Annotated in this window: 21 protein-coding genes; 6 read left to right on the top strand and 15 right to left on the bottom strand. The window is 72.5% G+C overall.

The annotated features are described in order from the left end of the window. Positions 1-13 precede the first annotated feature (13 nt). From OG904_RS17870 to pth, 3 genes are all read left to right on the top strand, one after another. The gene (locus tag OG904_RS17870; RefSeq protein ID WP_112451977.1) at positions 14-991 is read left to right on the top strand and encodes a ribose-phosphate diphosphokinase; all 978 of its coding nucleotides are present in this window, start codon (positions 14-16) and stop codon (positions 989-991) included. A gap of 192 nt (positions 992-1,183) precedes the next feature. Further along, on the top strand, positions 1,184-1,765 hold the full coding sequence (locus OG904_RS17865; protein ID WP_405492100.1) for a 50S ribosomal protein L25/general stress protein Ctc: 582 nt from the start codon (positions 1,184-1,186) through the stop codon (positions 1,763-1,765). 91 nt (positions 1,766-1,856) lie between these two features. Further along, entirely contained in the window at positions 1,857-2,447 is a 591-nt protein-coding gene (pth, locus tag OG904_RS17860) for an aminoacyl-tRNA hydrolase (RefSeq protein WP_405492098.1), read from the top strand. 136 nt (positions 2,448-2,583) lie between these two features. On the opposite strand, the gene ppc is transcribed toward pth, so the two are convergent. Then, positions 2,584-5,340: a phosphoenolpyruvate carboxylase gene (gene ppc, locus OG904_RS17855; protein ID WP_405492096.1), complete on the bottom strand. Its 2,757-nt coding sequence runs from the start codon at positions 5,338-5,340 to the stop codon at positions 2,584-2,586. A gap of 382 nt (positions 5,341-5,722) precedes the next feature. On the opposite strand from ppc, the gene OG904_RS17850 reads away from it, so the two are divergent. Both OG904_RS17850 and OG904_RS17845 read left to right on the top strand, forming a co-directional pair. Beyond that, positions 5,723-6,703, top strand: a complete 981-nt coding sequence (locus OG904_RS17850) for an acyl-CoA desaturase (RefSeq protein WP_405492094.1) — start codon at positions 5,723-5,725, stop codon at positions 6,701-6,703. Continuing rightward, the gene (locus tag OG904_RS17845) at positions 6,703-7,374 is read left to right on the top strand and encodes a TetR family transcriptional regulator (protein ID WP_405498090.1); all 672 of its coding nucleotides are present in this window, start codon (positions 6,703-6,705) and stop codon (positions 7,372-7,374) included. Before OG904_RS17850 ends, OG904_RS17845 begins: the two co-directional genes overlap by 1 nt. 85 nt (positions 7,375-7,459) lie before the next feature. Here the strand turns inward: OG904_RS17845 and OG904_RS17840 are convergent, their stop codons facing one another. Both OG904_RS17840 and OG904_RS17835 read right to left on the bottom strand, forming a co-directional pair. Continuing rightward, on the bottom strand, positions 7,460-7,879 hold the full coding sequence (locus tag OG904_RS17840) for a VOC family protein (RefSeq protein WP_405492092.1): 420 nt from the start codon (positions 7,877-7,879) through the stop codon (positions 7,460-7,462). A gap of 2 nt (positions 7,880-7,881) precedes the next feature. Then, a complete protein-coding gene (locus tag OG904_RS17835; RefSeq protein ID WP_405492090.1) occupies positions 7,882-8,742 on the bottom strand; it encodes a trans-aconitate 2-methyltransferase in 861 nt (286 codons plus the stop codon). A gap of 159 nt (positions 8,743-8,901) precedes the next feature. On the opposite strand from OG904_RS17835, the gene OG904_RS17830 reads away from it, so the two are divergent. Continuing rightward, positions 8,902-9,399, top strand: a complete 498-nt coding sequence (locus OG904_RS17830) for a MarR family winged helix-turn-helix transcriptional regulator (RefSeq protein ID WP_405492088.1) — start codon at positions 8,902-8,904, stop codon at positions 9,397-9,399. Here OG904_RS17830 and OG904_RS17825 read toward each other — a convergent pair. The 12 genes from OG904_RS17825 to OG904_RS17770 form a co-directional block, all read right to left on the bottom strand. Then, on the bottom strand, positions 9,358-10,146 hold the full coding sequence (locus OG904_RS17825) for a LuxR C-terminal-related transcriptional regulator (RefSeq protein WP_405492086.1): 789 nt from the start codon (positions 10,144-10,146) through the stop codon (positions 9,358-9,360). The two genes, OG904_RS17830 and OG904_RS17825, sit on opposite strands and share 42 nt — an antisense overlap. A 478-nt stretch (positions 10,147-10,624) precedes the next feature. Further along, positions 10,625-11,599, bottom strand: a complete 975-nt coding sequence (gene galE, locus OG904_RS17820) for a UDP-glucose 4-epimerase GalE (protein WP_405492084.1) — start codon at positions 11,597-11,599, stop codon at positions 10,625-10,627. 97 nt (positions 11,600-11,696) lie between these two features. After that, positions 11,697-12,386 carry a response regulator transcription factor gene (locus OG904_RS17815; RefSeq protein ID WP_405492082.1) on the bottom strand — a complete coding sequence of 230 codons (690 nt, stop codon included), beginning with the start codon at positions 12,384-12,386 and terminating at the stop codon, positions 11,697-11,699. Between the two features lie 157 nt (positions 12,387-12,543). Further along, positions 12,544-14,157 carry a PQQ-binding-like beta-propeller repeat protein gene (locus tag OG904_RS17810; protein ID WP_405492080.1) on the bottom strand — a complete coding sequence of 538 codons (1,614 nt, stop codon included), beginning with the start codon at positions 14,155-14,157 and terminating at the stop codon, positions 12,544-12,546. 256 nt (positions 14,158-14,413) lie between these two features. Beyond that, a complete protein-coding gene (locus tag OG904_RS17805; protein ID WP_405492078.1) occupies positions 14,414-16,117 on the bottom strand; it encodes a PQQ-binding-like beta-propeller repeat protein in 1,704 nt (567 codons plus the stop codon). A gap of 152 nt (positions 16,118-16,269) precedes the next feature. Then, complete coding sequence (locus OG904_RS17800) at positions 16,270-18,069, bottom strand: ABC-F family ATP-binding cassette domain-containing protein (RefSeq protein ID WP_405492076.1); 1,800 nt, start codon at positions 18,067-18,069, stop codon at positions 16,270-16,272. A gap of 28 nt (positions 18,070-18,097) precedes the next feature. After that, positions 18,098-19,483: an acyltransferase family protein gene (locus OG904_RS17795; protein WP_405492074.1), complete on the bottom strand. Its 1,386-nt coding sequence runs from the start codon at positions 19,481-19,483 to the stop codon at positions 18,098-18,100. Positions 19,484-19,571: 88 nt separating this feature from the next. After that, positions 19,572-20,474 (bottom strand): 4-(cytidine 5'-diphospho)-2-C-methyl-D-erythritol kinase, encoded by a 903-nt coding sequence (locus OG904_RS17790; RefSeq protein WP_405492072.1) that lies wholly within the window; start codon positions 20,472-20,474, stop codon positions 19,572-19,574. Further along, positions 20,471-21,391: a 16S rRNA (adenine(1518)-N(6)/adenine(1519)-N(6))-dimethyltransferase RsmA gene (rsmA, locus tag OG904_RS17785; protein WP_405498088.1), complete on the bottom strand. Its 921-nt coding sequence runs from the start codon at positions 21,389-21,391 to the stop codon at positions 20,471-20,473. Before rsmA ends, OG904_RS17790 begins: the two co-directional genes overlap by 4 nt. Positions 21,392-21,420: 29 nt before the next feature. Then, on the bottom strand, positions 21,421-22,821 hold the full coding sequence (locus tag OG904_RS17780) for a ubiquitin-like domain-containing protein (protein ID WP_405498086.1): 1,401 nt from the start codon (positions 22,819-22,821) through the stop codon (positions 21,421-21,423). An 844-nt stretch (positions 22,822-23,665) separates the two neighbouring features. Then, a complete protein-coding gene (locus OG904_RS17775; protein WP_405492070.1) occupies positions 23,666-24,544 on the bottom strand; it encodes a TatD family hydrolase in 879 nt (292 codons plus the stop codon). Positions 24,545-24,580: 36 nt separating this feature from the next. Next, positions 24,581-24,964, bottom strand: a complete 384-nt coding sequence (locus OG904_RS17770) for a hypothetical protein (RefSeq protein ID WP_405498084.1) — start codon at positions 24,962-24,964, stop codon at positions 24,581-24,583. Positions 24,965-25,128: the final 164 nt, after the last annotated feature.

Genomic DNA, 25,128 nt, shown 5'->3' with positions numbered 1-25,128 from the left:
AGGAGACAGTGCTGTGACCGGGATCAAGACGACCGGCGAGAAGAAGCTGATGCTCTTCTCCGGCCGCGCCCACCCCGAGCTGGCCGAGGAGGTCGCGCACCAGCTCGGTGTCGGCCTCGTGCCGACCAAGGCTTTCGACTTCGCGAACGGCGAGATCTACGTCCGCTTCCAGGAGTCTGCTCGTGGCGCGGACTGCTTCCTGATCCAGAGCCACACGGCTCCGATCAACAAGTGGATCATGGAGCAGCTGATCATGATCGACGCGCTCAAGCGCGCGTCGGCACGCTCCATCACCGTGATCGTCCCGTCCTACGGGTACGCCCGCCAGGACAAGAAGCACAAGGGCCGCGAGCCGATCTCGGCGCGCCTGGTCGCGGATCTGCTGAAGACCGCGGGTGCGGACCGCATCCTCACGGTCGATCTGCACACGGACCAGATCCAGGGCTTCTTCGACGGCCCGGTCGACCACCTTTCGGCCCTGTCGGTCCTCGCGGACTACGTCGGTGCCAAGGTCGACCGCTCCAAGCTGACGATCGTCTCCCCGGACGCCGGCCGCGTGCGCGTCGCCGACCGCTGGTGCGACCGCCTGGACGCCCCGCTGGCGATCGTCCACAAGCGCCGCGACAAGGACGTCGCCAACCAGGTGACCGTCCACGAGGTCGTCGGTGAGGTCAAGGGCCGCGTCTGCGTCCTGGTCGACGACATGATCGACACGGGTGGCACCATCTGCGCCGCCGCCGACGCGCTCTTCGCGCACGGCGCGGAGGACGTCATCGTGACGGCCACGCACGGCATCCTGTCGGGCCCGGCCGCCGACCGCCTGAAGAACTCCAAGGTCAGCGAGTTCGTCTTCACGAACACCCTGCCGGACCCGTCCGACCTGGAGCTCGACAAGATCACGGTGCTGTCCATCGCCCCGATGATCGCCCGCGCGGTGCGCGAGGTCTTCGAGGACGGCTCGGTCACCAGCCTGTTCGAAGAGCAGCAGTAGCGGCAGCAGCTCCAGCAGAGATCGTTTTGGGTACGGCCTCCCTCCCCGGGTACACTCCTCGAGTTGCTCGGCGAGGGAGGCCGTACCCGTTTCCACGGGTGTGGATGCTCCGTTATCGACGCGCTCTTCGTAGCAGGCCGTGTTCCGGCCGGGTGACTGTCGTCCATTTCCGTCACCCCACGAGGAGTGAGCATGTCCGAGATCAAGCTTGCCGCGAAGGTCCGCGAAAACTTCGGCAAGGGCTCTGCCCGCCAGGCCCGCCGTGACGCCCTGACCCCCGCGGTCATCTACGGCCACGGCACCGACCCGAAGCACGTCAACGTGGACGCCCACGCCCTCCAGCTGGCGCTGCGCACCCCGAACGTCCTGCTCTCCCTGGACATCGAGGGCGCCGGCACCGAGCTGGTCATCCCGAAGGCCGTTCAGAAGCACCCGCTGAAGCGTTCGATCTCCCACGTCGACTTCCTGATCGTCAAGAAGGGCGAGAAGGTCACCGTCGACGTCGCGATCGTCACCGAGGGCGAGCTGGCCCCGGGCGGCAACATGCTGGAGACCCTCCAGAACACCATCTCCGTCGAGGCCGAGGCCACGCACATCCCGACCGAGGTCACCGTGTCCATCGCGGGCCTCGAGGCCGGTGCCACCATCACCGCCTCGGACCTGGTCCTCCCGGCCGGCACCACCCTGGCCGTCGACGGCGACATCGCCGTCCTGCAGGTCATCGGCGCTTCCGCCGAGGAGCCGGCCGCCGAGGGTGCGGGCACCGAGGCCTGAGCCTCGCCCCTCCCCCTCAGCACTTGCTGAACGACCGCCGTCCGGCTCCACTGGAGCGGGACGGCGGTCGTCTTCGTATAAGGAGCTTTTGATGTCGGACGACGCGGCGCCCTGGCTGATCGTGGGCCTCGGGAATCCGGGTGCGGAGTACGCGGGCAACCGCCACAACATCGGTTTCATGGTGGCCGACCTGCTCGCGGAGCGGATGCGCGGCAAGTTCAAGGCGCACAAGGCCCGCGCGCAGGTGGTCGAGGGCCGCATGGGCCCGCCGGGACCCTTGAACCGGCGCGTGGTGCTGGCCAAGCCCATGTCGTTCATGAACCTGTCCGGCGGCCCGGTGACGGCGCTGCGGGACTTCTACAAGGTGCCGCTCGACCGGATCGTCGCGGTCCACGACGAGCTGGACATCGACTACCCCACGCTGCGGCTGAAGCTGGGCGGCGGGGACAACGGCCACAACGGGCTGAAGTCGATGACGAAGGCGATGGGCCCGGACTACCACCGGGTCCGCTGCGGCATCGGCCGCCCGCCCGGCCGGATGCAGGTCGCGGACTTCGTGCTGAAGGACTTCTCCTCCACCGAGCGCAAGGAGCTGGACTGGTTCGTCGACCGGTCGGCGGACGCCGTGGAGTGCCTGATCCAGGAGGGCCTGGAGCGGGCGCAGTCCGGCTATAACAGCTAGAGGTGCCATCAGCTAGAGGTGCCGACAGCTGGGCGTGCCGACAGCTGGGCGTGCCGACAGCCGGCGCGTACGACGGAGCCCCCGTCACCGGACAGGTCCGGTGACGGGGGCTCCGTCGTACGCCGTACGGGAGGCCTCAGCCGGTGTTGCGCAGGCCCGCCGCGACGCCGTTGACGGTCAGGAGCAGGGCCCGGGACAGCAGCGGGTCCGCCTCCTCGCCGCGCTCGGCGGCCGCGCGCTGGCGGGCCAGCAGGGAGACCTGGAGGTAGGAGATCGGGTCCAGGTACGCGTCGCGGACCGAGAAGGTCTGCTGGAGGACCGGGTTGGAGTCGAGGAGCTTCTCGCCGCCCGTGATCCGCAGGACCTCGCGGACGGTGAGCTCGTGCTCGGCCTCGATGCGGGCGAAGACGTGCTTGAGCTCGTCGGGCACGAGGGTGTCGACGTAGTGCCGGGCGATCCGCAGGTCCGTCTTGGCCAGCGTCATCTCGACGTTGGAGAGGAAGTTGCGGAAGAAGTGCCAGCGCTCGCCCATCTCGGCCAGCGCGTCGCCCCGGCCGGCCTCGCGCAGGGCCTTCAGGCCCGAGCCGACCCCGTACCAGCCGGGAACGATCTGGCGGGACTGGGTCCAGCCGAAGACCCACGGGATGGCGCGCAGGCCGTCGAGGCCCGCGCCGGAGTCGGGGCGGCGCGAGGGACGCGAGCCCAGGTGCAGGTCGGCGAGCTGGTCCACGGGGGTGGCGGCGAAGAAGTACGCCGGCAGGTCCGGGTCCTCGACGAGCTCGCGGTACGCGTTGTGCGCGGCGTCGGAGACGGTGTCCATGGCCGCGTCCCAGCGGGCCAGGTCCTCGTCGGACTGGCGCGGGGCGGTGTGCAGGGCGGAGGCCTGGAGGGTGGCCGCGACGGTCAGCTCCAGGTTCTCGCGGGCCAGGGAGGGGACGAGGTACTTGTCGGAGATGACCTCGCCCTGCTCGGTGACCTTGATCTCGCCCTCCAGGGTGCCCCAGGGCTGCGCGAGGATCGCGTCGTGCGAGGGGCCGCCGCCGCGGCCGACGGTGCCGCCGCGGCCGTGGAAGAGGCGCAGGCGCACGCCGTAGCGGTGGGCCACGTCGCGCAGCCGGCGCTGGGCGCGGTGGATCTCCCACTGGGAGGTGGTGATGCCGCCGAACTTGGAGGAGTCGGAGTAGCCGAGCATGACCTCCTGGACGTCGCCGCGCAGCGAGACGAGGCGCCGGTAGGAGGGGTCGGCGAGCATCTCGTCGAGGATGAAGTCGGCGGCCTTGAGCTCGTCGGTGGTCTCCAGGAGCGGCACGATGCCGATCTTGGCCCAGCCGCCGTGCAGGTCGATCAGGCCGGCCTCGCGGGCGAGGACGGCGGCGGCGAAGACGTCGTCGGCGCCCTGGCACATCGAGATGATGTACGACTCGATGACCTCGGGGCCGAACTTCTCGAAGGCGTCCTTGATGGCGCCGAACACGCCGAGGGTCTTCTGCCCGGCCGCGTCGAGCGGGGCCGGGGTGGGCGCGAGCGGGCGGCGGGAGCGCAGCTCCTTGGCCAGCAGCCTGCCGCGGTAGTCGCGCGGCATGTCGGCGTAGCGCCAGGACTCCTCGCCGAGCCGGTCGAAGAGCTGGCCCAGCGCGTGGTGGTGGGCGTCCGCGTGTTCGCGCACGTCCATGGTGGCGAGCTGGAGGCCGAAGGCGGCCAGGGTGCGGATGGTGCGGTCCATGCGGCCGTCGGCGAAGAGCGCGCCGCGGTGCTCGCGCAGGGAGGTCTGGATGAGGGTCAGGTCGGTGAGCAGCTCGGCGGTGCCGAGGTAGTCGCGGCCTTCCTCGTGGGGGGTGCCCTTGGCGAGGCGCTCGCGGGTGTTGACGAGCTTCTGCCGGATGCAGGTGGCCTTGAGGCGGTACGGCTCCTCGGCGTTCAGCCGCTTGTAGCGCGGGCTGATCTCGGGGAGGCGTTCCAGGTCGGCCTGGAGGGAGGAGAGGAGCTCCTCGGTGACGCCGGTGTAGCGGATGGAGTTCGACAGCAGTCCGCGCAGGAAGTCGACGAGTTCCAGGGCGTCGGTGATGCCGTGCTCGTGCTGGAGGATCAGCACGTCCCGGGTCACGTCGGGGGTGACGTTCGGGTTGCCGTCGCGGTCGCCGCCGATCCAGGTGCCGAAGGTGAGCGGGCGGGTGCCGGCCGGGATCTCGATGCCGACGCGCTGGAGCTCGGCGGCGAGGTCCTCCAGGACGTCGCCGACCGCTCCGGCGTGCAGCTCGTCGAGGTAGTAGATGGCGTTGCGGGCCTCGTCGGCGGGCTCGGGGCGGACCACGCGCAGCTCGTCGGTCTGCCAGACGAGGTCGATGTTCTCGGCGAGGCGCAGGTCGTGGCGGCGTCGTTCGCCGGCGCCCGAGACGGGCTCCTCGAGGAGGGCCGCGATGCGGCGCAGCTTGTTCAGGACGCTGCGGCGGGCGGCCTCGGTGGGGTGCGCGGTGAAGACGGGCCGGACGTTGAGGTTCTTGACCGTTTCGCGCAGGTGCTCGGGGTCGGCGTCCTTGAGCATGTCGGCCGTGCGGGCCAGCAGGCCGCCCTCGGCGGCGCGGTGGGCGCGCAGCTCCTTGCCGCGGTGCACCTGCTCGGTGACGTTGGCGAGGTGGAAGTAGGTGGAGAAGGCGCGCACCAGCTTGGCGGCGGTCTCCAGGTCGGTGTCGCCGAGCAGCTCTGCGGCGGCTTCACCGTCGCTGCGCGTGAGGGCTCGGACGCGTTCGACCAGGTCGAGGAGGTCCTGGCCCTCCTGGCGTACGAGGGTCTCGCCGAGGAGGTCGCCGAGGCGGCGGATGTCCGCGCGCAGCTCGGCGTTGGCCGCGGCGATGGCCACGGCGGTGGTCGAGTGGGCCTGGTCGGCACTGCTCACAGGTGCGGCTCCTTGCAGTGTTTCGAGCGCTACTGGGAGGTGGGCCCCGGATGCGCGCGGTGTGCCCCTCCGGACTTCGTCCGGCGGCGCCGCCGCTCCTGATGCGCAGCTCGGGCTGCCCGTGCGGACCGCGCTGTCCGACGACACCAGGATAGGTGGCCCGTCCTCGTGCCCCGGCCGGTGTGTCATCAGGCGGGACGGCCGGGGCGTCCGTGCGGGCCGATGGGCCCCGCCGGCCGGGGTCCGGGGACACGGCGGGCGGGCGCGCTCCTCTTGCCGCCCGCAGGACCTTTGCCATACTTACGTTGCCGTAGGTTACGCATCCGTAGGGACGTGGCCCGGCGGCGCGCCTGCCGACTCCTCACCCTCAGGGGACACACCTATGACCATCAGTCCCGACGTGATCGAGGACGCCTCGGCGACCTCCGGCGCGTCCGCTTCGCCCGCCACCCGGGGCGGTGAGAGCAAGCGGTCCGTCGAGCAGATCGCCCTGCTGCTGTTCATCACGTTCCCCTTCATCGCGCTGCTCGCGGCCGTTCCGCTGGCCTGGGGCTGGGGGGTGAGCTGGCTGGACCTGGGCCTGATGGTGTTCATGTACTTCCTGGCCTGCCACGGGATCACCATCGGATTCCACCGCTACTTCACGCACGGTTCCTTCAAGGCGAAGCGGCCGCTGCGCATCGCCCTGGCGATCATGGGGTCGATGGCGGTGGAGGGGCCGCTGGTGCGCTGGGTGGCCGACCACCGCAAGCACCACAAGTACTCCGACCACGAGGGCGACCCGCATTCGCCGTGGCGGTTCGGCGAGACGGTGCCGGCCCTGATGAAGGGCCTGTGGTGGGCGCACATCGGGTGGCTCTTCGACGAGGAGCAGACCAACCAGCAGAAGTACGCCCCCGACCTGATCAAAGACCCGGCGATCCGCCGCATCTCGCGCGACTTCGTCTTCTGGACGATCCTCTCCCTGGCGATCCCGCCGGTGGTGGGCGGCCTGGTGACGATGTCGTGGTGGGGCGCGTTCACGGCGTTCTTCTGGGGTTCGCTGGTCCGGGTCGCGCTGCTGCACCACGTGACGTGGTCGATCAACTCGATCTGCCACGCGGTCGGCAAGCGCCCCTTCAAGTCGCGCGACCGTTCCGGCAACGTGTGGTGGCTGGCCGTGCTGTCCTGCGGCGAGTCCTGGCACAACCTGCACCACGCCGACCCGACCTCGGCCCGGCACGGCGTCCTGCGCGGTCAGGTCGACTCCAGCGCGCGGCTGATCCGCTGGTTCGAACAGCTGGGATGGGCCTCCGAGGTGCGCTGGCCTTCCGCGGCGCGCATCGACGCCCGGCGCAAGGAAGAAGCGTCGAACGCGGCATGATGGGGGGCGTGGGAATCGACGGCAGCAGTTCCAGCAGCGACAAGCCCAGGCGCAGCCGCCGGGTCCGGATGACGGGCGCCGAACGGCGTCAGCAACTGCTGGACATCGGCCGCATCCTGTTCGCCGAGAAGGGGTTCGAGGGCACGTCGGTGGAGGAGATCGCGGCGAAGGCCGGAGTCTCCAAGCCGGTGGTGTACGAGCACTTCGGCGGCAAGGAGGGCCTCTACGCGGTCGTCGTGGACCGGGAGATGCGCCAGCTGCTGGACGGGGTGACGGGCGCGCTGACGGCCGGGCATCCCCGGGAGCTGCTGGAGCAGGCGGCGTTCGCGCTGCTGGACTACATCGAGAACTACACGGACGGTTTCCGGATCCTGGTCCGGGATTCCCCGGTCGCGCAGTCGACGGGCACCTTCGCCTCGCTGATCAGTGACATCGCCACGCAGGTCGAGGACATCCTGGGCCTGGAGTTCAAGGCCCGGGGCTTCGACCCGAAGCTGGCCCCGCTGTACGCGCAGGCGCTGGTAGGGATGGTCGCGCTGACCGGGCAGTGGTGGCTGGAGACGCGCCGGCCGAAGAAGGCGGAGGTCGCGGCGCACCTGGTGAACCTGGCCTGGCACGGGCTGGAGAACCTGGAGGCCAAGCCGCGGCTGGTGGGCCATCGCAAGAGCTGAGGCCCGGCCGCCCCGTGCGGACGTACGACGGCGCCCCGTCACCGCGGTTGCGGTGACGGGGCGCCGTCGTGTGTGGGGCCGCGGCTCAGGCGCTCTCCGGGCTGTGCCTTTCCGGGCTGCGCTTCTCCAAGCTGTGCCTTTCCAGGCTGTGCTTCTCCAAGAATTCCAGCCGGTTGCCCACCGGATCCTCGGAGTAGAAGCGGCGGTGTCCCGGAAGGTTGTCGTCCCAGACCACCTCGGCCCCGCGCTCCTCCAGTCTGTCGGCGTAGGCCTCGATGCCCTCGACCCTGAGCCCCGGATGCGCCTTGCGGGCCGGGCGGAAGTCCTCCTCGATGCCGAGGTGGAGCTGGACGGGCCCGGCGGCGAACCAGCAGCCGCCGCGCGCCGCGAGCACCGGCGGCTTGGGGATCTCCGTCATGCCGAGGACGTCGGTGTAGTACGCGCGGAGCCGGTCCTCCGAGCCGGGCGGCGCGGCGAGCTGGACGTGGTCGACTGCGGCGAGCACGGTCAGACCTCCTTGCGGGCGACGGCGAAGATCCGCCGGAACGGGAAGACGGTGCCGCGCGGCCCCGGCGGGTAGGCCTCGAGCAGCAGGGCGCGGTACTCGGCGAGGAAGGCCTCGGCGGCTTCCTGGTCGTCGGCCAGGGCGGTGAGCACGGGTCGCAGGGCGGTGCCCTTGACCCAGTCCAGCACCGGGTCCGGGCCTTCGAGGAGCTGGTAGTACGTGGTCTCCCAGACGTCGGCGGCGCAGCCGAGCTCGGTGAACCGCTCCAGGTATCCGGCGGGTTCGAGGAGGTGGATGTAGCGCGCCCCGTGACCGGCGAGCCGGGCCCGCCAGCGCGGCGCGTCGCACAGCTCGGCGAGGATCCGGTGGCTGGGGGCGGTGAAGTTGCCGGGGATCTGGAAGGCGAAGGTGCCGCCGGGGCGCAGTCCGTTGATCCAGGGGGCGAAGGATCCGGGGTGGCCGGGGACCCACTGGAAGGCGGCGTTGGAGACGATCAGGTCGTACGGCTCCTCAGGGAGCCAGTCGGCGAGGTCCGCCTGGCGGAAGTCGAGCAGACCGCCGCCGCTGGTGGGCCCGGCGTACTCGGCGCTGGCGCGCTGGAGCATCTCCGGGGAGAGGTCGTACCCGGTGATGTGGGCCTCGGGCCAGCGCTCCGAGATGAGCGCGGTGACGTTCCCGGGACCGCAGCCGAGGTCGGCGATGCGGGCGGGCCGGGTGGGGAGTTCCGGTATCCGGGTCAGGAGGTCGAGGAAGGGCCTGGCGCGGTGGCCGGCGTGGCGGAGGTACTGCTGCGGATCCCACGTGGGTGCGGCGGGAGTGGTGGTCGACGCCGGAACCCTGGCCGGCACGGTATCGAAATGCATGTTCGAGCCTCCTGCTGGTGATGCGATGGGGAACGGAAGCTGCTCCGGCCCCCTCCATGCCCCACGTGGCGCAAAATATATCTCGACATCAAGATACACCACATCGAGATACTTGATTTGAAGAGACTTCATGTCGACAGACCCTTTACACTGATCGGCATGGAGGACGAGGTCGACCGACTGGTTGCGGCATGGCGGCGGGAGCGCCCTGACCTCGACGTGGAACCACTCGAGGTGCTCAGCCGCGTCAGCAGGCTCGCGCGCCACCTCGACCGCGCCCGCAGGCTCGCCTTCTCCGAGCACGGCCTGGAGCCGTGGGAGTTCGACGTCCTGACCTCGCTGCGGCGGGCCGGCGCGCCCTATCAGCTCTCCCCCGGCCAGCTGCTGACCCAGACCCTGGTCACCTCGGGGACCATGACCAACCGCATCGACCGGCTCGCCAAGAAGGGCCTCGTCGAGCGGCTCCCCGACCCCAACGACCGGCGCGGGGTGCTGGTTCGGCTGAGCCGCGAGGGCCGCGACCGCGCGGACCAGGCGCTCGCCGGACTGCTGGCCCAGGAACGCGCGATCCTGGCCCAGCTGTCGCGTACCGAGCGTGGCGATCTCGCCGCCCTGCTACGCCAGTTGACCGCTCCGTTCGACAACCTCCCCGGCTAGTCCCGACCCCGGCAGTCCGGGCAGGTCCGCGGGGCGTACGCCGGCCCGCCGGGCCAGGGCGACCGCCGCGAGCGTCGAGTGCACGCCGAGCTTGCCCAGCACGTTCTGCATGTGGGTGCGCACCGTGTGCGGGGAGAGGAACAGCCGCGCGGCCACGTCCTTGCGCCCCAGCCCCGCCACCATGCAGCGCAGCACCTCGTGCTCGCGCGGCGTGAGGGACTCCACGAGCCGCTCGCTGTCCGTACGGTGCTTGCGCGCGGCGGTCAGTTCCCGGAGCACTCCGGTGAGCAGCGCGGGCGGCAGGTGGGTCTCCTCGCGCAGGACTCCGCGGATGACGGCCAGGAGCCGCGAGAGCGAGCAGTCCTTCGCCACCCAGCCCGAGGCGCCCGCCTGGAGTGCCAGGGCGGCCCGGCGCGGGTCGTCGCGCTCGGCGAGCACGACCGTACGGACCCCGGGGTGGGACACGCGTACGCCTGCCACCAGCGCGATCCCGTCGCTGCCGGGCGGTGGCCCGGAGCCGGGCTCCCGCTGGGCCGGCACGCCCGCGACGACGGCGGTGAGGTCCGCGTCGACCAGCAGGACGTCGAAGCGGCGGCCCTCGGCCACCGCGCGTTCGAGGCAGCGCAGCGCGGCGGGGCCACTGCCGGCCGCGGAGACGTCCACGTCCGGTTCGGCCGCGAGCGCGGCGGCGAGAGATTCGGCGAAGATGCGGTGATCGTCGACCACGAGTACCCGGATACGAACCACAAAACCCCCAAGGGTCGGGGAACGGACGACTGCGGGCACGGCGCCCGGACCGGGTGATCCGCAGGCGCCTCGGCCGCCGCCGTGACATCTCTGCACTACCCCGGACCGGACGTCGTACCCGACTTGTCTCGACCCCTGAATCAACACCGGCCCCCACCGGTGTCACGCATCAGCGTAGGGCCGGGGGCGGCCGGCGGTTGGCCGAATAGCAGAAGTTTTTCGAGCGATTTTCCGGCGAGGCGCTCCTGACGGGGCTCAGCGGTGGCTTGAAATCGACGGCTCTTCGCCCCGATGCGACCTGTTCGGGACCGTCGTGTGCCGTGGGCAGTTGCACACGGTGTATTTCACCCGGCGTGCGCACGCCGGGCGCCCGCGCGAAGCGCCCGGTGACGGCGCTCCCGAACGCACGCGCGCCCCCGCCCTGTCCGGGCGGGGGCGCGGGTACGGGCGGGGCGCGGGCGCCGAGCCGGCGGCCGGATCAGCCGCGGCGGGCGCGGGTGAAGTTCCAGGCGTCCGTCACGATGCCGGTGAGGTCCGAGCGGGCCGGGGTCCAGCCGAGGCGCTCGTGGGCCGTGCGGGCGGAGGCGACCAGGGTGGCCGGGTCACCGGCCCGGCGCGGGGCGACGACCTCGGGGATCTCCTTTCCGGTGACCTTGCGGACCGTCTCGATGACCTCGCGGACCGAGAACCCGTTGCCGTTGCCGAGGTTGCAGATCAGGTGCTCCCCCTCGGTGGCGGCGCGCAGCGCGGCCAGGTGGGCCTGCGCCAGGTCGGCGACGTGGATGTAGTCCCGTACGCAGGTGCCGTCCGGGGTCGGGTAGTCCTCCCCGAACACCGAGATCGACTCCCGCTCCCCGAGGGCCACCTGCAGCACCAGCGGGATCAGGTGCGTCTCGGGGTCGTGCAGCTCGCCGAACTCCCCGTACGCCCCGGCCACGTTGAAGTAGCGCAGCGACACCGCCGCGAGGCCGTGCGCGACGCACTCCCCCGCGATCATATGGTCGACGGCCAGCTTCGAGGCCCCGTACGGGTTGGTGGGGGCGGTCACCGAGGATTCGGTCAGCAGCCCCTCGGTCGGCTCCCCGTAGGTGGCCGCGGTGGAGGAGAACACCAGGCGGCGCACGCCGGCCCCGCGCATTGCGGCCAGCAGGGCCAGGGTGCCGCCGACGTTGTTCTCCCAGTACTTGCCCGGGTTCACCACGGACTCGCCGACCTGCGAGGAGGCCGCGAAGTGCAGGACCCCGTCGTAGGAGGAGTCCAGGTACTGCGCGGCGTCCTGGATGCGGCCCTCGATGAACGCGGCCCCGGCCGGCACGCCCGAACGGAAGCCGGTGGAGAGGTCGTCGAGGACGGTGACCTCGTGGCCCGCCTCCAGGAGATGGGCCGCCACCACGCCGCCGACGTATCCGGCGCCGCCGGTGACAAGGTATTTGGAAGTCGCCGTCTTGCTCACGTGTCCTACTGCCTCTCGCGGGGAAACGCACGCACCATGCACGTGCTGGTATCCGGCATACCCGAATACGCCCCGCCGGGGAAATCCTCGGGCCCGATCAGAGCCAGGGAGCGCCGGACGGCGGCAGTCCGGCCCGGTCCAGCAGGCCGGTACGGGCGGCCAGCGCGGCCGCCTCCAGCCGCGATCCCACGCCCAGCTTCATCAGCACCCGCTGCACGTGCGTGCGCGCGGTGCTCGGCGCGATGGCCATCCCGGCGGCGATGAGCCGGGTGTCCTCGCCCTCGGCGACCCGGACCAGCACCTCCACCTCGCGCGGGGTGAGCAGCCGCAGCAGCCGGCTGCCCTCGTCGTCGGGCTGGGCGGCGGGGTTGAGCAGTTCCGCGAAGGCCCCCTGCAACAGCTGCGGCGCGATGGCCACCTCCCCCGCGCGGGCCTTGGCCAGGGCCCGCTCCACGCCCTCGATGCGCTCGTCGTGGCGCACGTACCCCGAAGCGCCCGCGGCGAAGGCGGCCGCGATGCCGCGCGGGCTCGGCACCGGACCCAGGACGACCACGGCGATCTGCGGGCGCTCCCGCTTGATCCGGACGATCGGCTCGAAGACCCCGGGCTCGGCGGGGGTCGCCGTACCCAGCAGGCAGACCTCGGGGGACCGGCTGATGACCAGCTCGGCGGCGCCCGCGGCGGGCGCGGCCGCCGCGAGGACCCGGTGGCCGCGCAGTTTCAGGGCCGAGGCGAGCGCCTCGGCCAGCAGCCGGTGCTCGTCGACCACCATGACCCGTACGCCCATTGAGGCACCCCACCCCCCACCCTTCTGACCCGGCAAGCTACACGCTTGTTCGACGGCGCGGTGCGGATACCGCGCAGAAGCCCCCGGAAGGACGGACCTTCCGGGGGCTTCGGGCGTTCTGTGCGGGTGCGGGCGCGGGCGCGGGTGCGGTGCCGGATCAGCCCGTCGTGAAGGAGACGAAGGTGTAGTACGGGTCGGTGTTGACCGAGGACTTGCTGCTCACGTTGTCACGGGCGATGAAGAGCCGCCCGTCGTGGTAGCGGTACTCGGCGGCGTAGGGCACGTACTGGGTCTCGGCGCGCTGCGATTCCTTGGTCGCCGGGTTCTGCATGAGCAGGGTTTCCTTCATCGTCTTGCCGTCGATGGAGACGATCTGACCGCCGCCGTCGTAGGGCGGGATCTTGTAGGCGATGAGGTTCGAGCCGTCCATGCGCAGCGGGATCATCGTGAAGCGGTCGCCGGCGTCCGCGCGGTCGGTGGTCTGCTTGCCGGTCTCCAGGTCGAAGGAGACGATCTCGTTGGTGCGGCCGTAGTCGGACGTGCCCTTGTGCTCCTCGGTCGGCAGGTAGAGCCTGCCGTTGCCGACGATCATGTGGACGCAGGTCTCGACCTCGGTGGCCCCGCACTTGGGCGAGTAGTTGCCCGAGGTGAGCGGGATGCGCGCCTTCAGCTGGCCCCCGTCGTCGACGACGAAGAGGTCGCTGACGCCGGTGGCGTTCTTGGCGGTCCTGTTGACGTTCGCCGCGGCGATCAGCGGCTTGCTCGAGACGATCTGGGCGAAGTCCAGGCCTGCGGGGAGCTTGTACGAGGCCTTCTGCGCGCCCGTGACGGGGTCGAGGGTCTGCGCGGACATCGAGTAGTTCGGGGACTGGCCGCACCGGCGGATCACGGCGAGGGCCGGGCCGCCCGCGTAACCGAGGTCCTCGCAGTTGTCCGCGTCGGTCTTGGGCGACCACAGGGGCTTGCCGTCGGTGAGGTTCCAGGCGGCGCCGCCGCTCAGGCCGCCCGCGGCGACGGTCTGGCCGCTGACGGTGACCTCGGCGAAGGTGACGGGCTTGTCGCCGCCGGTCTGGGACTTGGCGCTGGCCTTCCACAGGAGCTTGCCGGTGTTCAGGTCGATGACGCCGACCTGGTTGCACGGCTGGTACTTCTTCTCCGCGGTCACCGGGGCCTCGTCGAAGAGGATCGCGGTCTTGTCCTCGGAGGAGAAGCGGCTGGCCCCGCAGATGTTGGCGCCCAGCGGGGTCTCCCACTTCTTGGCGCCGTCGGTCACGTTGTAGCCGACGACCTTGCCCGCGTCGGACTTCACGTACGTGGTGTCCGTCAGCCAGGAACCCGGGATCTGGATGATGTCGTCCGAGACCGGCATCGGGACGTTGACCAGCGTCTTCGACTTGGTCTTGGCCGGCACCTTCTCGGAACCGCCGCCGCCCGCCTGGGGCTTGTCGCCGCCGGGGCTCGCGCTGCCGTCGGCGACGGGCTGCTTGTCGGAGCCCTTGTCGTCGCCGGACACGTACCAGAAGCCGCCGCCGACGATGAGGACGATGGCCAGCAGGGCCGCGCCGACGATCATGAGCTGGGTGCGCACGTCGTTGCCGCCGCCGGCGCCGCCCGGTCCGGGGACCGCCGGGCTCTGGGCCGCGTACATGGGCGTGGTGACGGGCTGCGGCTGCGGGTAGCCGTAGGGCTCCTGCGGGTACCCGTACGCGGCCTGTCCGGCGGGGGCGCCGGGCTGGCCCGCGGGGGCTCCCGGCTGGCCCTGGGGAGCCACGGGCGGCGCCGCCGGGACGGTCGGGGGCTGGGCCGGCGGGGGCGGGGGGCCGGCCGGCTTGGCGGGCGCGGCCGGCGGGGGCGTGCCGAAACCGCCGGGCGGGGGGTTCTGGGGGGCTCCGAAGCCACCCGGCGGGGGGTCCTGCGGCGCGCCGAAACCGCCGGACGGCGGCTGGCTGGGGGGCGGCGGGGTACTCATCGGTGCTACTGCCTCTCGGTGGGCGGCTCGGCGGACTGCTCGTGCTCGGGGCGGTCGCTCACTTGCCGAAGACCATCAGGAACTTCTCGTCCTTGTTCTGGGCCTGCAGGTGGGATGCGGAGACGAAGAGCCGGCCGTCCACGTAGTCCACCTGCGGGGAGAGGAAGGAGCTCTCCACCGGGGCGGCGGCGCCGGACGGGTTGCGCAGGACCGCGGTGGGCGTGCCGCCGGCGGCCGGGATCGTGAGGACCTCCCCGCCCTTGTCGCTCGTGGCCTCGCGGTAGACGACCAGCTGGCCGCCCGCCGCCTTGAGCGGGCTGAGGGTGCGGCCCTCGCCGGCCGGGGTGCGCCACTTCTCCTTGCCGGTGCCCAGGTCGAAGGCGACGATCTCGTTCGGCTTGCCGATATCGGCCTTGGTGGGCAGGTAGAGGGTGTTCGCGTCGACCAGGGAGGATCCGCAGCTCTGGATCGAGCGGTCGAAGAGCCCGCCGCAGCCGACCGGGAAACTGCCCTCGCCGGAGACCGTGGTGCGCTGCTTGCCGTCGGGTCCGAGGACCACGATGGAGCGCTCCTTCTTGTCGCTGTTGCCGAGGTCGAGGACGATCGGGTCCAGCGAGTAGACGGTCTTGACGTCGAAGCCCTTGGGGAGCTTGTAGGCCCAGGTGCTCTTGCCGGTGGCCGGGTCGGCGTCCATGACCTCGACGGTCTTGTCGGCGTCCAGGCAGGTGGCGATCGCGATCATCTTGCCGCCCATGGCGACGAAGTCGCCGGGCTGGCAGCCCTGGTCCCGCTTGTTGTCGAAGAGCTTCTCTCCGGTGCTGACCTTGAAGGCGCTGGTGGTGCCCATCCGGTTGACGACGACGGTGTCCCCGGTGAGGGCCAGGTCGGGGCTGGTGAAGATGTCGAAGAGGCCTTCCTTCGGCACCTCGTGCGACCATCCCTCCTTGCCGGCCTTGAGGTCGATCATCCGCATCTGGTTGCAGGTGGCGCCGTCGGTCTCGCCGTCCTTGTACATGACGACGGTCTTGCCGTCCGTGGTCCGGTCGGTGACCCCGCAGATCAGGGTGGGGAGGGTGAGGCTCCACTTCTCCTTGCCGTCCGCGACCCCGTAGCCGGTGACCGTCTTCCAGAGGGTCTTGACCAGGGTGTCGCCGATGATCCACTGCCCCTTGGAATCGACTCCCGAGCCGGGGCCGTCGATCTTGCTGGTCTTGAACCAGAGGACCTTGTCCTCGCCCTGCTTGCGGCCGGCGTTGAGGTCTTCCTTGTCCTCGCCGCCGTTGCCGCTGCCGTCGCCCTTGTCCGCGGAGTCGGAGGGCGAGGCCTTGTCGTCGGAGGGCGAGGAGGACTCCTGGGCGACGGGCTTGTCCTTGTCGCCGTTCCCGCCGAAGGCGAAGTAGCCGCCGGCGCCGAGGACGAGCACACCGGCGACGGCCGCCGCGATGATCACGACGAGCTTCTTCTTCGGCTTGGCGGGCGGCCCCGGCGGCATGCCGGGGCCGCCGGGGGCGCCGGGCGGCATGTTCGGGGGCGGCGGCGCAAACCCGTACCCCCCGGGCGGCTGCTGGCCGTACGGGCCCTGCGGCGGCTGGGGCGGCTGGGGCTGCTGGCCGTACGGGCCCTGCGGCGGCTGCTGGGGCTGCTGGGCGTACGGGTTCTCGCCCTGCGGCGGGAATCCGTAACCGGGCTGCGGCGGTCCGGGCAGGTGCCCGTAACCGGAAGGTGTCGGCGGCTGGTTCGGCGGCTCGGGCGGCTCGGTCATCAGCGCATACCTTCGGCTTCGGGTGTCGGAGGATGCTCTTTCTATCACTGACGGCCCGGACTGCACCGGGCCGGTCCGCCCCCTGTTCCCAAGGGAGGACCGGCCCGTGATGCCGCCGTTATCCGGCCAGTTGGGGGGATGGCCCCCGGAACTCACGCCTCCTCGGCGAGCTCCAGCCAGCGCATCTCCAACTCGTCCCGGCCCGAGATGAGTTCCCGCAGCTCGGCGTCGAGCTTGGCGACCTTGTCGAAGTCGGTGGAGTTCTCGGCGATCTGGGCGTGCAGGCTGCTCTCGCGGTCCATCATCTTGTTGAGCTGGCGCTCGATCTTCTGGAGTTCCTTCTTCGCGGCGCGCGCGTCCCCGGAGGCCGAGGACTTCCCGGCGGCGGCCGCCGCGGGCGCCGGGGAGGCCGCCTCGATCATCTTCTGACGGCGCTCCAGGTACTCGTCCAGACCGCGCGGCAGCATCCGCAGGCTGGCGTCGCCGAGCAGGGCCATCACCGTGTCGGTGGTGCGCTCGATGAAGAACCGGTCGTGCGAGATCACGATCATCGACCCGGGCCAGCCGTCGAGGAGGTCCTCCAGCTGGGTCAGGGTCTCGATGTCGAGGTCGTTGGTGGGCTCGTCGAGGAAGAGGACGTTGGGCTCGTCCATCAGCAGGCGCAGGATCTGCAGCCGGCGCCGCTCACCACCGGAGAGGTCACCGACGGGCGTCCACTGCTTCTCCTTGGTGAAGCCGAACTGCTCGCACAGCTGGCCCGCCGTCATCTCGCGGCCGTTGCCGAGGTCCACCCGGTCGCGGACGCGCTGGACGGCCTCCAGGACCCGCAGGGAGGGGTCGAGCTCGCCGACCTCCTGGGAGAGGTAGGCCAGCTTGACCGTCCTGCCGACGGTCACCGTTCCGGCGGCCGGCTGGACCTCGCCCTGGGTTCGGGCGGCCTCGCCGAGGGCGCGCAGCAGGGAGGTCTTGCCGGCGCCGTTGACGCCGACGAGGCCGACGCGGTCGCCGGGGCCCAGGTGCCAGGTGAGGTGCTTGAGGAGGGTCTTGGGGCCGGCCTGGACGGTCACGTCCTCCAGGTCGAACACCGTCTTGCCGAGGCGGGCGTTGGCGAACTTCATCAGCTCGGACTTGTCGCGCGGCGGCGGCACGTCGGCGATCAGCTCGTTGGCGGCCTCGATGCGGTAGCGCGGCTTGGAGGTGCGGGCCGGGGCGCCGCGGCGCAGCCAGGCCAGCTCCTTGCGCATCAGGTTCTGCCGCTTGGACTCCTCCGTGGCGGCGATGCGGTCGCGCTCGGCGCGGGAGAAGACGTAGTCGCTGTAGCCGCCCTCGTACTCGTGGACGTCTCCGCGCTGCACGTCCCACATGCGGGTGCAGACCTGGTCGAGGAACCACCGGTCGTGGGTGACGCAGACGAGCGCGGAGCGGCGCTCCTGCAGGTGCTTGGCCAGCCAGGAGATGCCCTCGACGTCGAGGTGGTTGGTGGGCTCGTCGAGTACGAGGAGGTCCTGGTCGGCGATGAGCAGCTTGGCCAGCGCGATGCGGCGGCGCTCGCCACCGGAGAGCGGGCCGATGACGGTGTCCAGGCCCTGCCCGAAGCCGGGCAGGTCGAGGCCGCCGAACAGCCCGGTCAGCACGTCGCGGATCTTGGAATTGCCGGCCCACTCGTGGTCGGCCATGTCCCGGATGATCTCGTGCCGGACGGTGGCCTCGGGGTCAAGGGAGTCGTGCTGGGTGAGGACGCCCATCTGCAGGCCGCTGTTCTGGGTGACCCGGCCGGTGTCGGGCTCCTCCAGCTTGGCGAGCATGCGGATGAGGGTGGTCTTGCCGTCGCCGTTGCGGCCGACGACACCGATCCGGTCCCCCTCGGATACGCCGAGGGAGATGCCGTCGAGCAGGGTACGGGTGCCGTACACCTTGCTGACTGCCTCGACATTGACCAGGTTGACGGCCATCAGGAGCGCTCCAGGGAAGGGGTGTGGATCAGCCCCCCAGCCTAACCCTCCGCGAAGTGCCGGACCGTTCCACCAGCAGCCACCCGCCGATCGCCATGCCGATCGCGGCGGGAGCGGTCACCGGGAACGCGATCAGGGTGGCGCTGTGGCCCTCCAGGAGCCCGCCGAGACCGGTCGAGGAGAGGCCGAGGACGCCGAGGAGGCAGAGCACGGTGCCGAGGGCGGCGCGGGCGCCGGAGCCGGGGGGCGGGCTGCTCGGACGGCTCGCGCTGCCCGCGCTGGTCGGACGGCCCGGACGGCCCGGACGGCCCGGACGGCTCGCGGCCGGCGCTTCGAAGCGGCGGAAGAGCCCGACGAGTACGCAGGTCAGCGCGGCGGCGGTGAGGAACCGGACCGGGACCTGGGCCCACCAGGCCGCGCCGGCGGGCTCGGGCAGCGCGATGCCGAGGCCCAGCTGGGCGGCGTAGACGGCGAGCATCGCGGTGAGGTGCCAGAGGAACGCCGTCATGGCGACCCCGTTGGCGGCGACCACCCGGCGCCAGACCCGGGGCCGGGCCAGCCACGCGCCCGCGGGGGCCCGGAGCAGTTCGACGGCGCCCACGAGCCAGATCCCGTGCGCGAGCAGGGCGAGCGTCGGCGGGGCCATGTTGGAGACCTTCTCGCCGGGCATCCCGACCATGGAGAGCGGGTACGGCCCGTACGCCACCAGCGCCACCGCCGCGGCGAGACCGGCGGCGGCGAGGGCGCCGGGGCGGCGGATCCGCCCGTCGGCGCGCAGGAAGCCGAGCTGGTGGACGGCGAGCCAGACGAAGGCGAAGTTCAGGAACTCGGCGTACGGGACGCCTCCGGCGAACCGCAGCAGGTCCACGGCGGCGGCGGCCGCGGCGAGCCCTGCGAAGGCGGCCCAGCCGCAGCGTTCGTGGAGCCTGAGCAGCGGCGGGGTGAGGGCGACCATCGCGAGGTAGATCCCGATGAACCACAGCGGCTGCGTGACCAGCCGGAAGGCGGCCCCGGACAGCCGCCCGCCACCCCCGCCGAACAGCTGCGCGGCGAGCGCGGTGGCCGTCCAGACGGCCACGAAGACCAGGGTGGGCCGCAGCAGGCGCTGGAGGCGGGCCCGCAGGAAGGCGGCGTAGAGGGGGCCGCCGTCGGTGCGGCGGGCGAGGGAGCGGTAAGACAGGGCGTGCGAGAACCCGCCGACGAAGAAGAACACCGGCATGACCTGGAGCGCCCAGGTGAGGACCTGGAGCGGCGGCACGACGGCGAGCAGGTTCCCTATGCCGTCGCGGCTGACGGCGGCCATCAGCCAGTGGCCGGCGATGACGGTCCCGAGCGAGGCGACCCGGAGCAGGTCGACGTAGCGGTCCCGGGTGGCCGGGGTGACGGCGGCGATGTCCTTGGCGGTGACTCCCATACCCCCACGCTCCCGCGCCACCCCGCCCCCCAACAGGGCGCACGTACTCACTCTCCCCTAGGTACCCCCCACCCGGGGTCCGGGGTGGTCAGAGGCGGGTTGCGCCTGGGGTGGGACTGGTGGCCACGTGGGTGCTGCGGCAGGTGGCGGAGGCGTCCAGGGCCGCCGCCACCTTGGCCGCGGACTCCGCGTCGCGGACCAGGAAGGCCGTCGTGGGGCCCGAGCCGGAGACCAGCGCGGCCAGCGCCCCCGCATCGGTGCCCGCGGCCAGGGTGTCGGCCAGGGACGGTCGCAGCGAGAGGGCCGCGGGCTGCAGGCCGTTGGCCAGGGTCACGGCCAGCGCGTCCGGATCGCCCGAGGCCAGGGCCGCGAGCAGCTCCGGGGAGGCCTGCGGGGCGGGAACCTCCACGCCCGCGGTGAGGCGGTCGAACTCCCGGAACACCGCCGGGGTGGAGAGGCCGCCGTCGGCCACCGCGAAGACCCAGTGGAAGGTGCCCGCCTCCACCGGGGTCAGGATCTCCCCGCGCCCGGTACCCAGCGCCGCCCCGCCCACCAGGCTGAACGGCACGTCACTGCCCAGCTCCGCACAGAGGGAGAGGAGCTCGGCGACCGGGGTGCCCAGACCCCACAGCGCATCGCACGCCAGCAGGGCCGCCGCCCCGTCCGCGCTGCCGCCCGCCATGCCGCCCGCCACCGGGATGCGCTTGTCGATGTGCAGGTGGACGGAGGGGGTCAGGCCGTTGCGGGCCGCGAGCATCTCGGCCGCCCGCGCGGCCAGGTTCGTACGGTCCAGCGGGACCTGGTCCGCGTCCGGGCCCGCGCAGGTCACCGTCAGGGACTCGGCGGGGGTCGCGGTGACCTCGTCGTGGAGGGAGACCGCGAGGAAGACGTTGGCCAGGTCGTGGAAGCCGTCGGGACGGGCCGCGCCCACCGCCAGCTGCACGTTGACCTTCGCGGGGACCCGTACCGTCACACCCGTCACGGAGCTCACAGCGCGGGCCTCTCCGCCGCCGGCTTGTGCTCGGCGATCGCCGCGAACTCCTCCACCGTCAGGGACTCGCCGCGGGCCTGCGGGGACACCCCGGCGGCGACCAGCGCCGCCTCGGCGCCCGCCGCCGACCCGGCCCAGCCGGAGAGCGCCGCGCGCAGGGTCTTGCGGCGCTGCGCGAAGGCCGCGTCGACGACCGCGAAGACCTCGGCCTGGGAGGCGGTGGTCTTCACCGGCTCGGCCCGGCGCACCAGGGAGACCAGCCCGGAGTCGACGTTCGGCGCGGGCCAGAAGACGTTGCGGCCGATGGAGCCGGCCCGCTTGACGTCCGCGTACCAGTTGGCCTTGACCGAGGGGACTCCGTAGACCTTGTTGCCGGGCTTGGCGGCGAGCCGGTCGGCGACCTCGGCCTGCACCATGACGAGCGTCCGCTCGATGCTCGGGAAGCGGCTGAGCATGGTGAGCAGGACCGGCACGGCCACGTTGTACGGAAGGTTCGCGACGAGCGCGGTCGGCGGCGGGCCGGGCAGCTCCTTCACCAGCATCGCGTCGGAGTGGACGAGGGCGAAGCGGTCCTTGCGCTCCGGCATCCGCGCCTCGATGGTCGCGGGCAGCGCGGCGGCCAGGATGTCGTCGATCTCGACGGCGACGACCCGGTCGGCGGCCTCCAGCAGCGCGAGCGTCAGCGAGCCCAGTCCGGGACCGACCTCGACGACCACGTCGTCCGGCCGGACCTCGGCGGTGCGCACGATGCGGCGCACCGTGTTGGCGTCGATGACGAAGTTCTGGCCCTTCTGCTTCGTCGGCCGTACGCCGAGTACGGCGGCCAGCTCCCGGATGTCGGCCGCGCCGAGGAGGGCGGAGGTCTCGGGCGCGGCGGCCGCGGGTGCGGTGGTCTGCGGCTCGGAGGTCTCCGGCACGGTGTTCTCGGGCTGCTGCTCTGCTGTGCTCACCGATAAAGGGTACGGCCGCAGTGCGGCCACGGACTCGCCCCCCGCTGCACGTAGAGCTTCTTCGCGCGGTACGTCTGCTCCGGGCCCGGGGCGTCCTGCGGCCGGCCGCTGCCGCCCAGGGCCTGCCAGGTCCGCACGTCGAACTGGTACAGCCCGCCGTACGTCCCCGAGGGGTCGGTGGCGCCGGGCCGGCCGCCCGACTCGCAGCGGGCCAGCCCGGCCCAGTCGAGTCCGTCAGCGCCCTGGACGGAGCTCGGCAGCGGCTTGGTGCCCACCTTGACGAGCTGGCTGACGGGCTCGCGGACGGTCTCCTCGGCGATCCGGCGGGGCTTCTGGCGGACCCCGTTGACGGTGCGCAGGCTGTACGTGACCCTGCGCACCCCGGGCCGCCCCGAGCGCTCGACGACTTCGGTGCCCGCGAAGACGGTGGCGTCCTTGGCCTTCTCGGTCTCGTACGGGATGCGCTCCTCGCGGATCTCGCGGGTGCCGGTGATGCGGAGCACGGTGACGGTCTGGCCGTCGCGCGGGAAGGAGCCGGGGGGCACGGAGGTGGTGTCCTGGCCGTGGAGGCTGATCCCGGCCTGGTCCAGGGCCTCCTGGACGGTGGCGGCGTTGGTGCGGATGGCCCGCTCGCGGCCGTCGGCCATGAAGGTGATGCTGCGTTCGGTGCGCACGGCGAGGGCCAGCCCGGCGCGCGGGACGGGTGCGTCGCGGGGGGCGGAGAGGTAGGCGCCCTCGGCGCGGATGCCGAACTGGCGCAGCGCGCCGTCCACGGTGCGGGCGGTGGTCCACACCTCGCGGCGCTGTCCGTCGAGGGTCAGCCTCAGCGGGCGGCCGTAGCGGACGACGATCTCGTCCCCGTCGTCGAGCGGCTCTCCCCCGGCCGGGGCGACGAGGTCGTGGGGGCCGACGCCGAGTCCTTCGGCGACGAGCAGGGCGTCGACGTCGCCGGCGAAGGTGTGCAGGGTCTGCGGGACCCCGTCCACGGTCAGGCGGACCGCCTTGTCGGCGGCGACGAAGGCGGTGGTGCCGCCCGCCAGGAAGGCCACGACCAGGGCCTGCGGCACGATCCGCCGCCAGCTGTCGCGGTGTGCGGGGGCGCCGCCCCGCCGCCGGCCACCGGTCCCGGGTCCCGCCGGGGCGGGCACCGTGTCGAGCCTGCGCCGCCCGGTCCCCGCGGGAGCCGCCGCTTCGGCGGCCGCCGCGCCCGGCCACGCGGACCCGGTCTCGGCGGGCACCCGTACGCCACCGCGCCTGCGGCCGGGCCCCGCCGGTTCGGAGACCTCGGAGACGGCCCGTGCCCCGCCCCGGCGCCGGCCGGGCCCCGCACCGTCCGGAACCCCGGCGGCCGTGCGCGGCCCAGCGTGCCCGCCGCCGGGCCCCGCGGGGTCCGGAATCCCGGCGGCCCGGCGGCGGCCCGGCCCGGGCGCGAGCGGGTCCGCGGCCGCTGCGGGGAGCGGCGCCGCCGGATCCGGGGCGCCGGGTACGCCCTGCGCGGTTCCCCGCCTGTGGCCCGGCCCGGCCGGGGCCCCGGCGGTGGCCGACGCGTCCGCACCGGCCGCCTGCTCCGCACGCCGGCGGCGTCCGGTGGCCGGGGGCTCCGGCTGCGGTCCCGGCTGCGGTTCTGGCCGCGGCTCTGGCTGCGGCTGCGGCTCTCGCTGAGGTTCCGGTTCCGGTGCGGCGCCCCTGCCGCGGGCCCGGCGGCCCTGCGCGGGGCCGGCCCCGGCTCCGCCCGCTCCCGTACGCCGCCGCCCGCCGGCCCGGGGCGCGGGCACCGCGGGCTCCGGTTCCGGGGCGGGTTGCGCCGGGCTCCCCGCTGCGGGATCCGGGCCGGGGAAGGGCGCTTCCCAGGCGGCCCGGCCGGGGTCGGGGAGGGGTGTGTCCCAGGCGGCCCGGCCGGGGTCGGGCGCGGCATGGGCTCCGGGCCGGGCGGCCATCGCCTCCGCCCAGCCGACCACGCCACCACCGGTGGGGGCCGGTTCCGGCCCCGGGTCCGCGTCCCCGGGCCAGGGGGTCCGTTCGCCGGCCGGCCAGGCCACATCGCTCATGACGCTCGCTCCACTGGTCCGTCCGGCTGCTTCGGGCACGGCACCCTAGCGGAGCCGTCGTCACGCCACAAAGCGGGACGACTACGGAACGTGGCGAACGGGTGAGGGCGGCTAACGGGTGAGGGCGGGTACGGAGGCGGGCGGGTACGGAGGCGGGCGGGTACGGAGGCGGGCGGCGGCCTGGCAGTCCGGCCTAGTAGTCGAAGGCGCGGGCCGTGTTGGCCGCCAGCGCCGTCGCCATGGCGTCCTCGTCGAGGCCGCGGACCGCGGCCATCGCCCGTACGGTCAGCGGAATGAGGTACGGGGCGTTGGGCCGTCCGCGGTACGGGGCCGGGGTCAGGTACGGGGCGTCCGTCTCCACGAGCACCAGCTCCAGCGGAGCCACCGCGAGGGCCTCGCGCAGCGGGGCCGCGTTCTTGAAGGTGACGGTCCCGGCGAAGGACATGTAGTACCCGGCGGCGGCGCACTCCCGGGCCATCTCAGCGTCCCCGGAGTAGCAGTGGAAGACCGTCCGCTCGGGGGCGCCCTCCTCGCGCAGGATTCGCAGCACGTCCGCGTGGGCCTCGCGGTCGTGGATGACCAGCGCCTTGCCCTGCCTCTTGGCGATCTCGATGTGGGCGCGGAAGGAACGCTCCTGCGCCGCCATGCCCTCCGGGCCGGTCCGGAAGTGGTCCAGCCCGGTCTCGCCGACCGCCTTCACGTGCGCCAGCCGGGCCAGCGCCTCGATCTCGGCCAGCGCGTCGTCCAGGGCCGACTCTCCGCCGCCGGTCCGGGCGCCCTGGCGCGACCAGCCGTCCGGGTCCCCGTGCACGATCCGGGGGGCTTCGTTCGGGTGCAGGGCCACGGCCGCGTGGACGCTCTCGTGGGCGGCGGCGGTCTCGGCGGCCCAGCGGGAGCCCTTCACGTCGCAGCCGACCTGGACCACGGTGGTGACCCCGACGGAGGCCGCCTTGGCCAGGCCCTCCTCGACGGTGCCGGACTGCATGTCCAGGTGGGTGTGGGAATCGGCGACCGCCACCCGCAGCGGTTCGGGCAGCGGGGGCGGCGCGTCGTTCGACGTACTACGGCTCATGCGGCCGATCCTATGACCGGACCGCGGCCCGGGCCGCTACGAGGGCGATCCGCGGAAGAACCCCAGCAGCCGGGCCAGCAGCCCGCGCCGCTCGGCCGTCACCGGCACCGGCCCGGGGGCGTCGTGCAGGGTGGCCTTGCGGGGTTTCGGGGTCCTCGGGGTGTACCCGGCGGGCACCGGGCCGGCGATCCCGGGGGCCGCGCGGTGGTGGTACAGCTGGTCCAGCATGCCTATGACCGACTTGACCTGACCCTCCCGCATGATCCGCACCACGTGCCCGCCGCAGTTCATGCAGGTCGGGTTGGACAGGGGCGAGGGGACCCGCTCGCCGCCGGCCGTGTAGACGATGAAGGGGTGTCCCGTGCCGTCGACGTGGTGCTCGATCTCATAGGCCTGCTCCCAGCCGTAGCCGCACTTCATGCAGGCGAAGGCGTACGCCTCGTGCACGGTCGGCACGGCAGCGGCAGTGGGAACGGGAGCGGTGCGGGCTGCCGGTGCGACGGGTGCGGTGACGGTCGTGGCGACGGGTACCGCGAAGGGTTCGGGTTCAGCGATCTCACTCATGCCAGCTCCTCTTGTTCCAC

The organism is Streptomyces sp. NBC_00096 (assembly GCF_045041305.1).
In the GTDB taxonomy this organism is placed as follows: domain Bacteria; phylum Actinomycetota; class Actinomycetes; order Streptomycetales; family Streptomycetaceae; genus Streptomyces.
This window is presented reverse-complemented; position numbering and strand designations above follow the sequence as displayed.

What these genes read in the sequence shown, in the direction of transcription:
- OG904_RS17805 (WP_405492078.1), bottom strand. Translation starts at nt 16,117, where the DNA reads ATGACCGAGCCGCCCGAGCCGCCGAACCAGCCGCCGACACCTTCCGGT.
- OG904_RS17800 (WP_405492076.1), bottom strand. Translation starts at nt 18,069, where the DNA reads ATGGCCGTCAACCTGGTCAATGTCGAGGCAGTCAGCAAGGTGTACGGC.
- OG904_RS17830 (WP_405492088.1), top strand. Translation starts at nt 8,902, where the DNA reads ATGGAGGACGAGGTCGACCGACTGGTTGCGGCATGGCGGCGGGAGCGC.
- OG904_RS17815 (WP_405492082.1), bottom strand. Translation starts at nt 12,386, where the DNA reads ATGGGCGTACGGGTCATGGTGGTCGACGAGCACCGGCTGCTGGCCGAG.
- OG904_RS17845 (WP_405498090.1), top strand. Translation starts at nt 6,703, where the DNA reads ATGGGGGGCGTGGGAATCGACGGCAGCAGTTCCAGCAGCGACAAGCCC.
- OG904_RS17795 (WP_405492074.1), bottom strand. Translation starts at nt 19,483, where the DNA reads ATGGGAGTCACCGCCAAGGACATCGCCGCCGTCACCCCGGCCACCCGG.
- pth (WP_405492098.1), top strand. Translation starts at nt 1,857, where the DNA reads ATGTCGGACGACGCGGCGCCCTGGCTGATCGTGGGCCTCGGGAATCCG.
- OG904_RS17865 (WP_405492100.1), top strand. Translation starts at nt 1,184, where the DNA reads ATGTCCGAGATCAAGCTTGCCGCGAAGGTCCGCGAAAACTTCGGCAAG.
- OG904_RS17850 (WP_405492094.1), top strand. Translation starts at nt 5,723, where the DNA reads ATGACCATCAGTCCCGACGTGATCGAGGACGCCTCGGCGACCTCCGGC.
- OG904_RS17835 (WP_405492090.1), bottom strand. Translation starts at nt 8,742, where the DNA reads ATGCATTTCGATACCGTGCCGGCCAGGGTTCCGGCGTCGACCACCACT.
- OG904_RS17770 (WP_405498084.1), bottom strand. Translation starts at nt 24,964, where the DNA reads ATGAAGTGCGGCTACGGCTGGGAGCAGGCCTATGAGATCGAGCACCAC.
- OG904_RS17775 (WP_405492070.1), bottom strand. Translation starts at nt 24,544, where the DNA reads ATGAGCCGTAGTACGTCGAACGACGCGCCGCCCCCGCTGCCCGAACCG.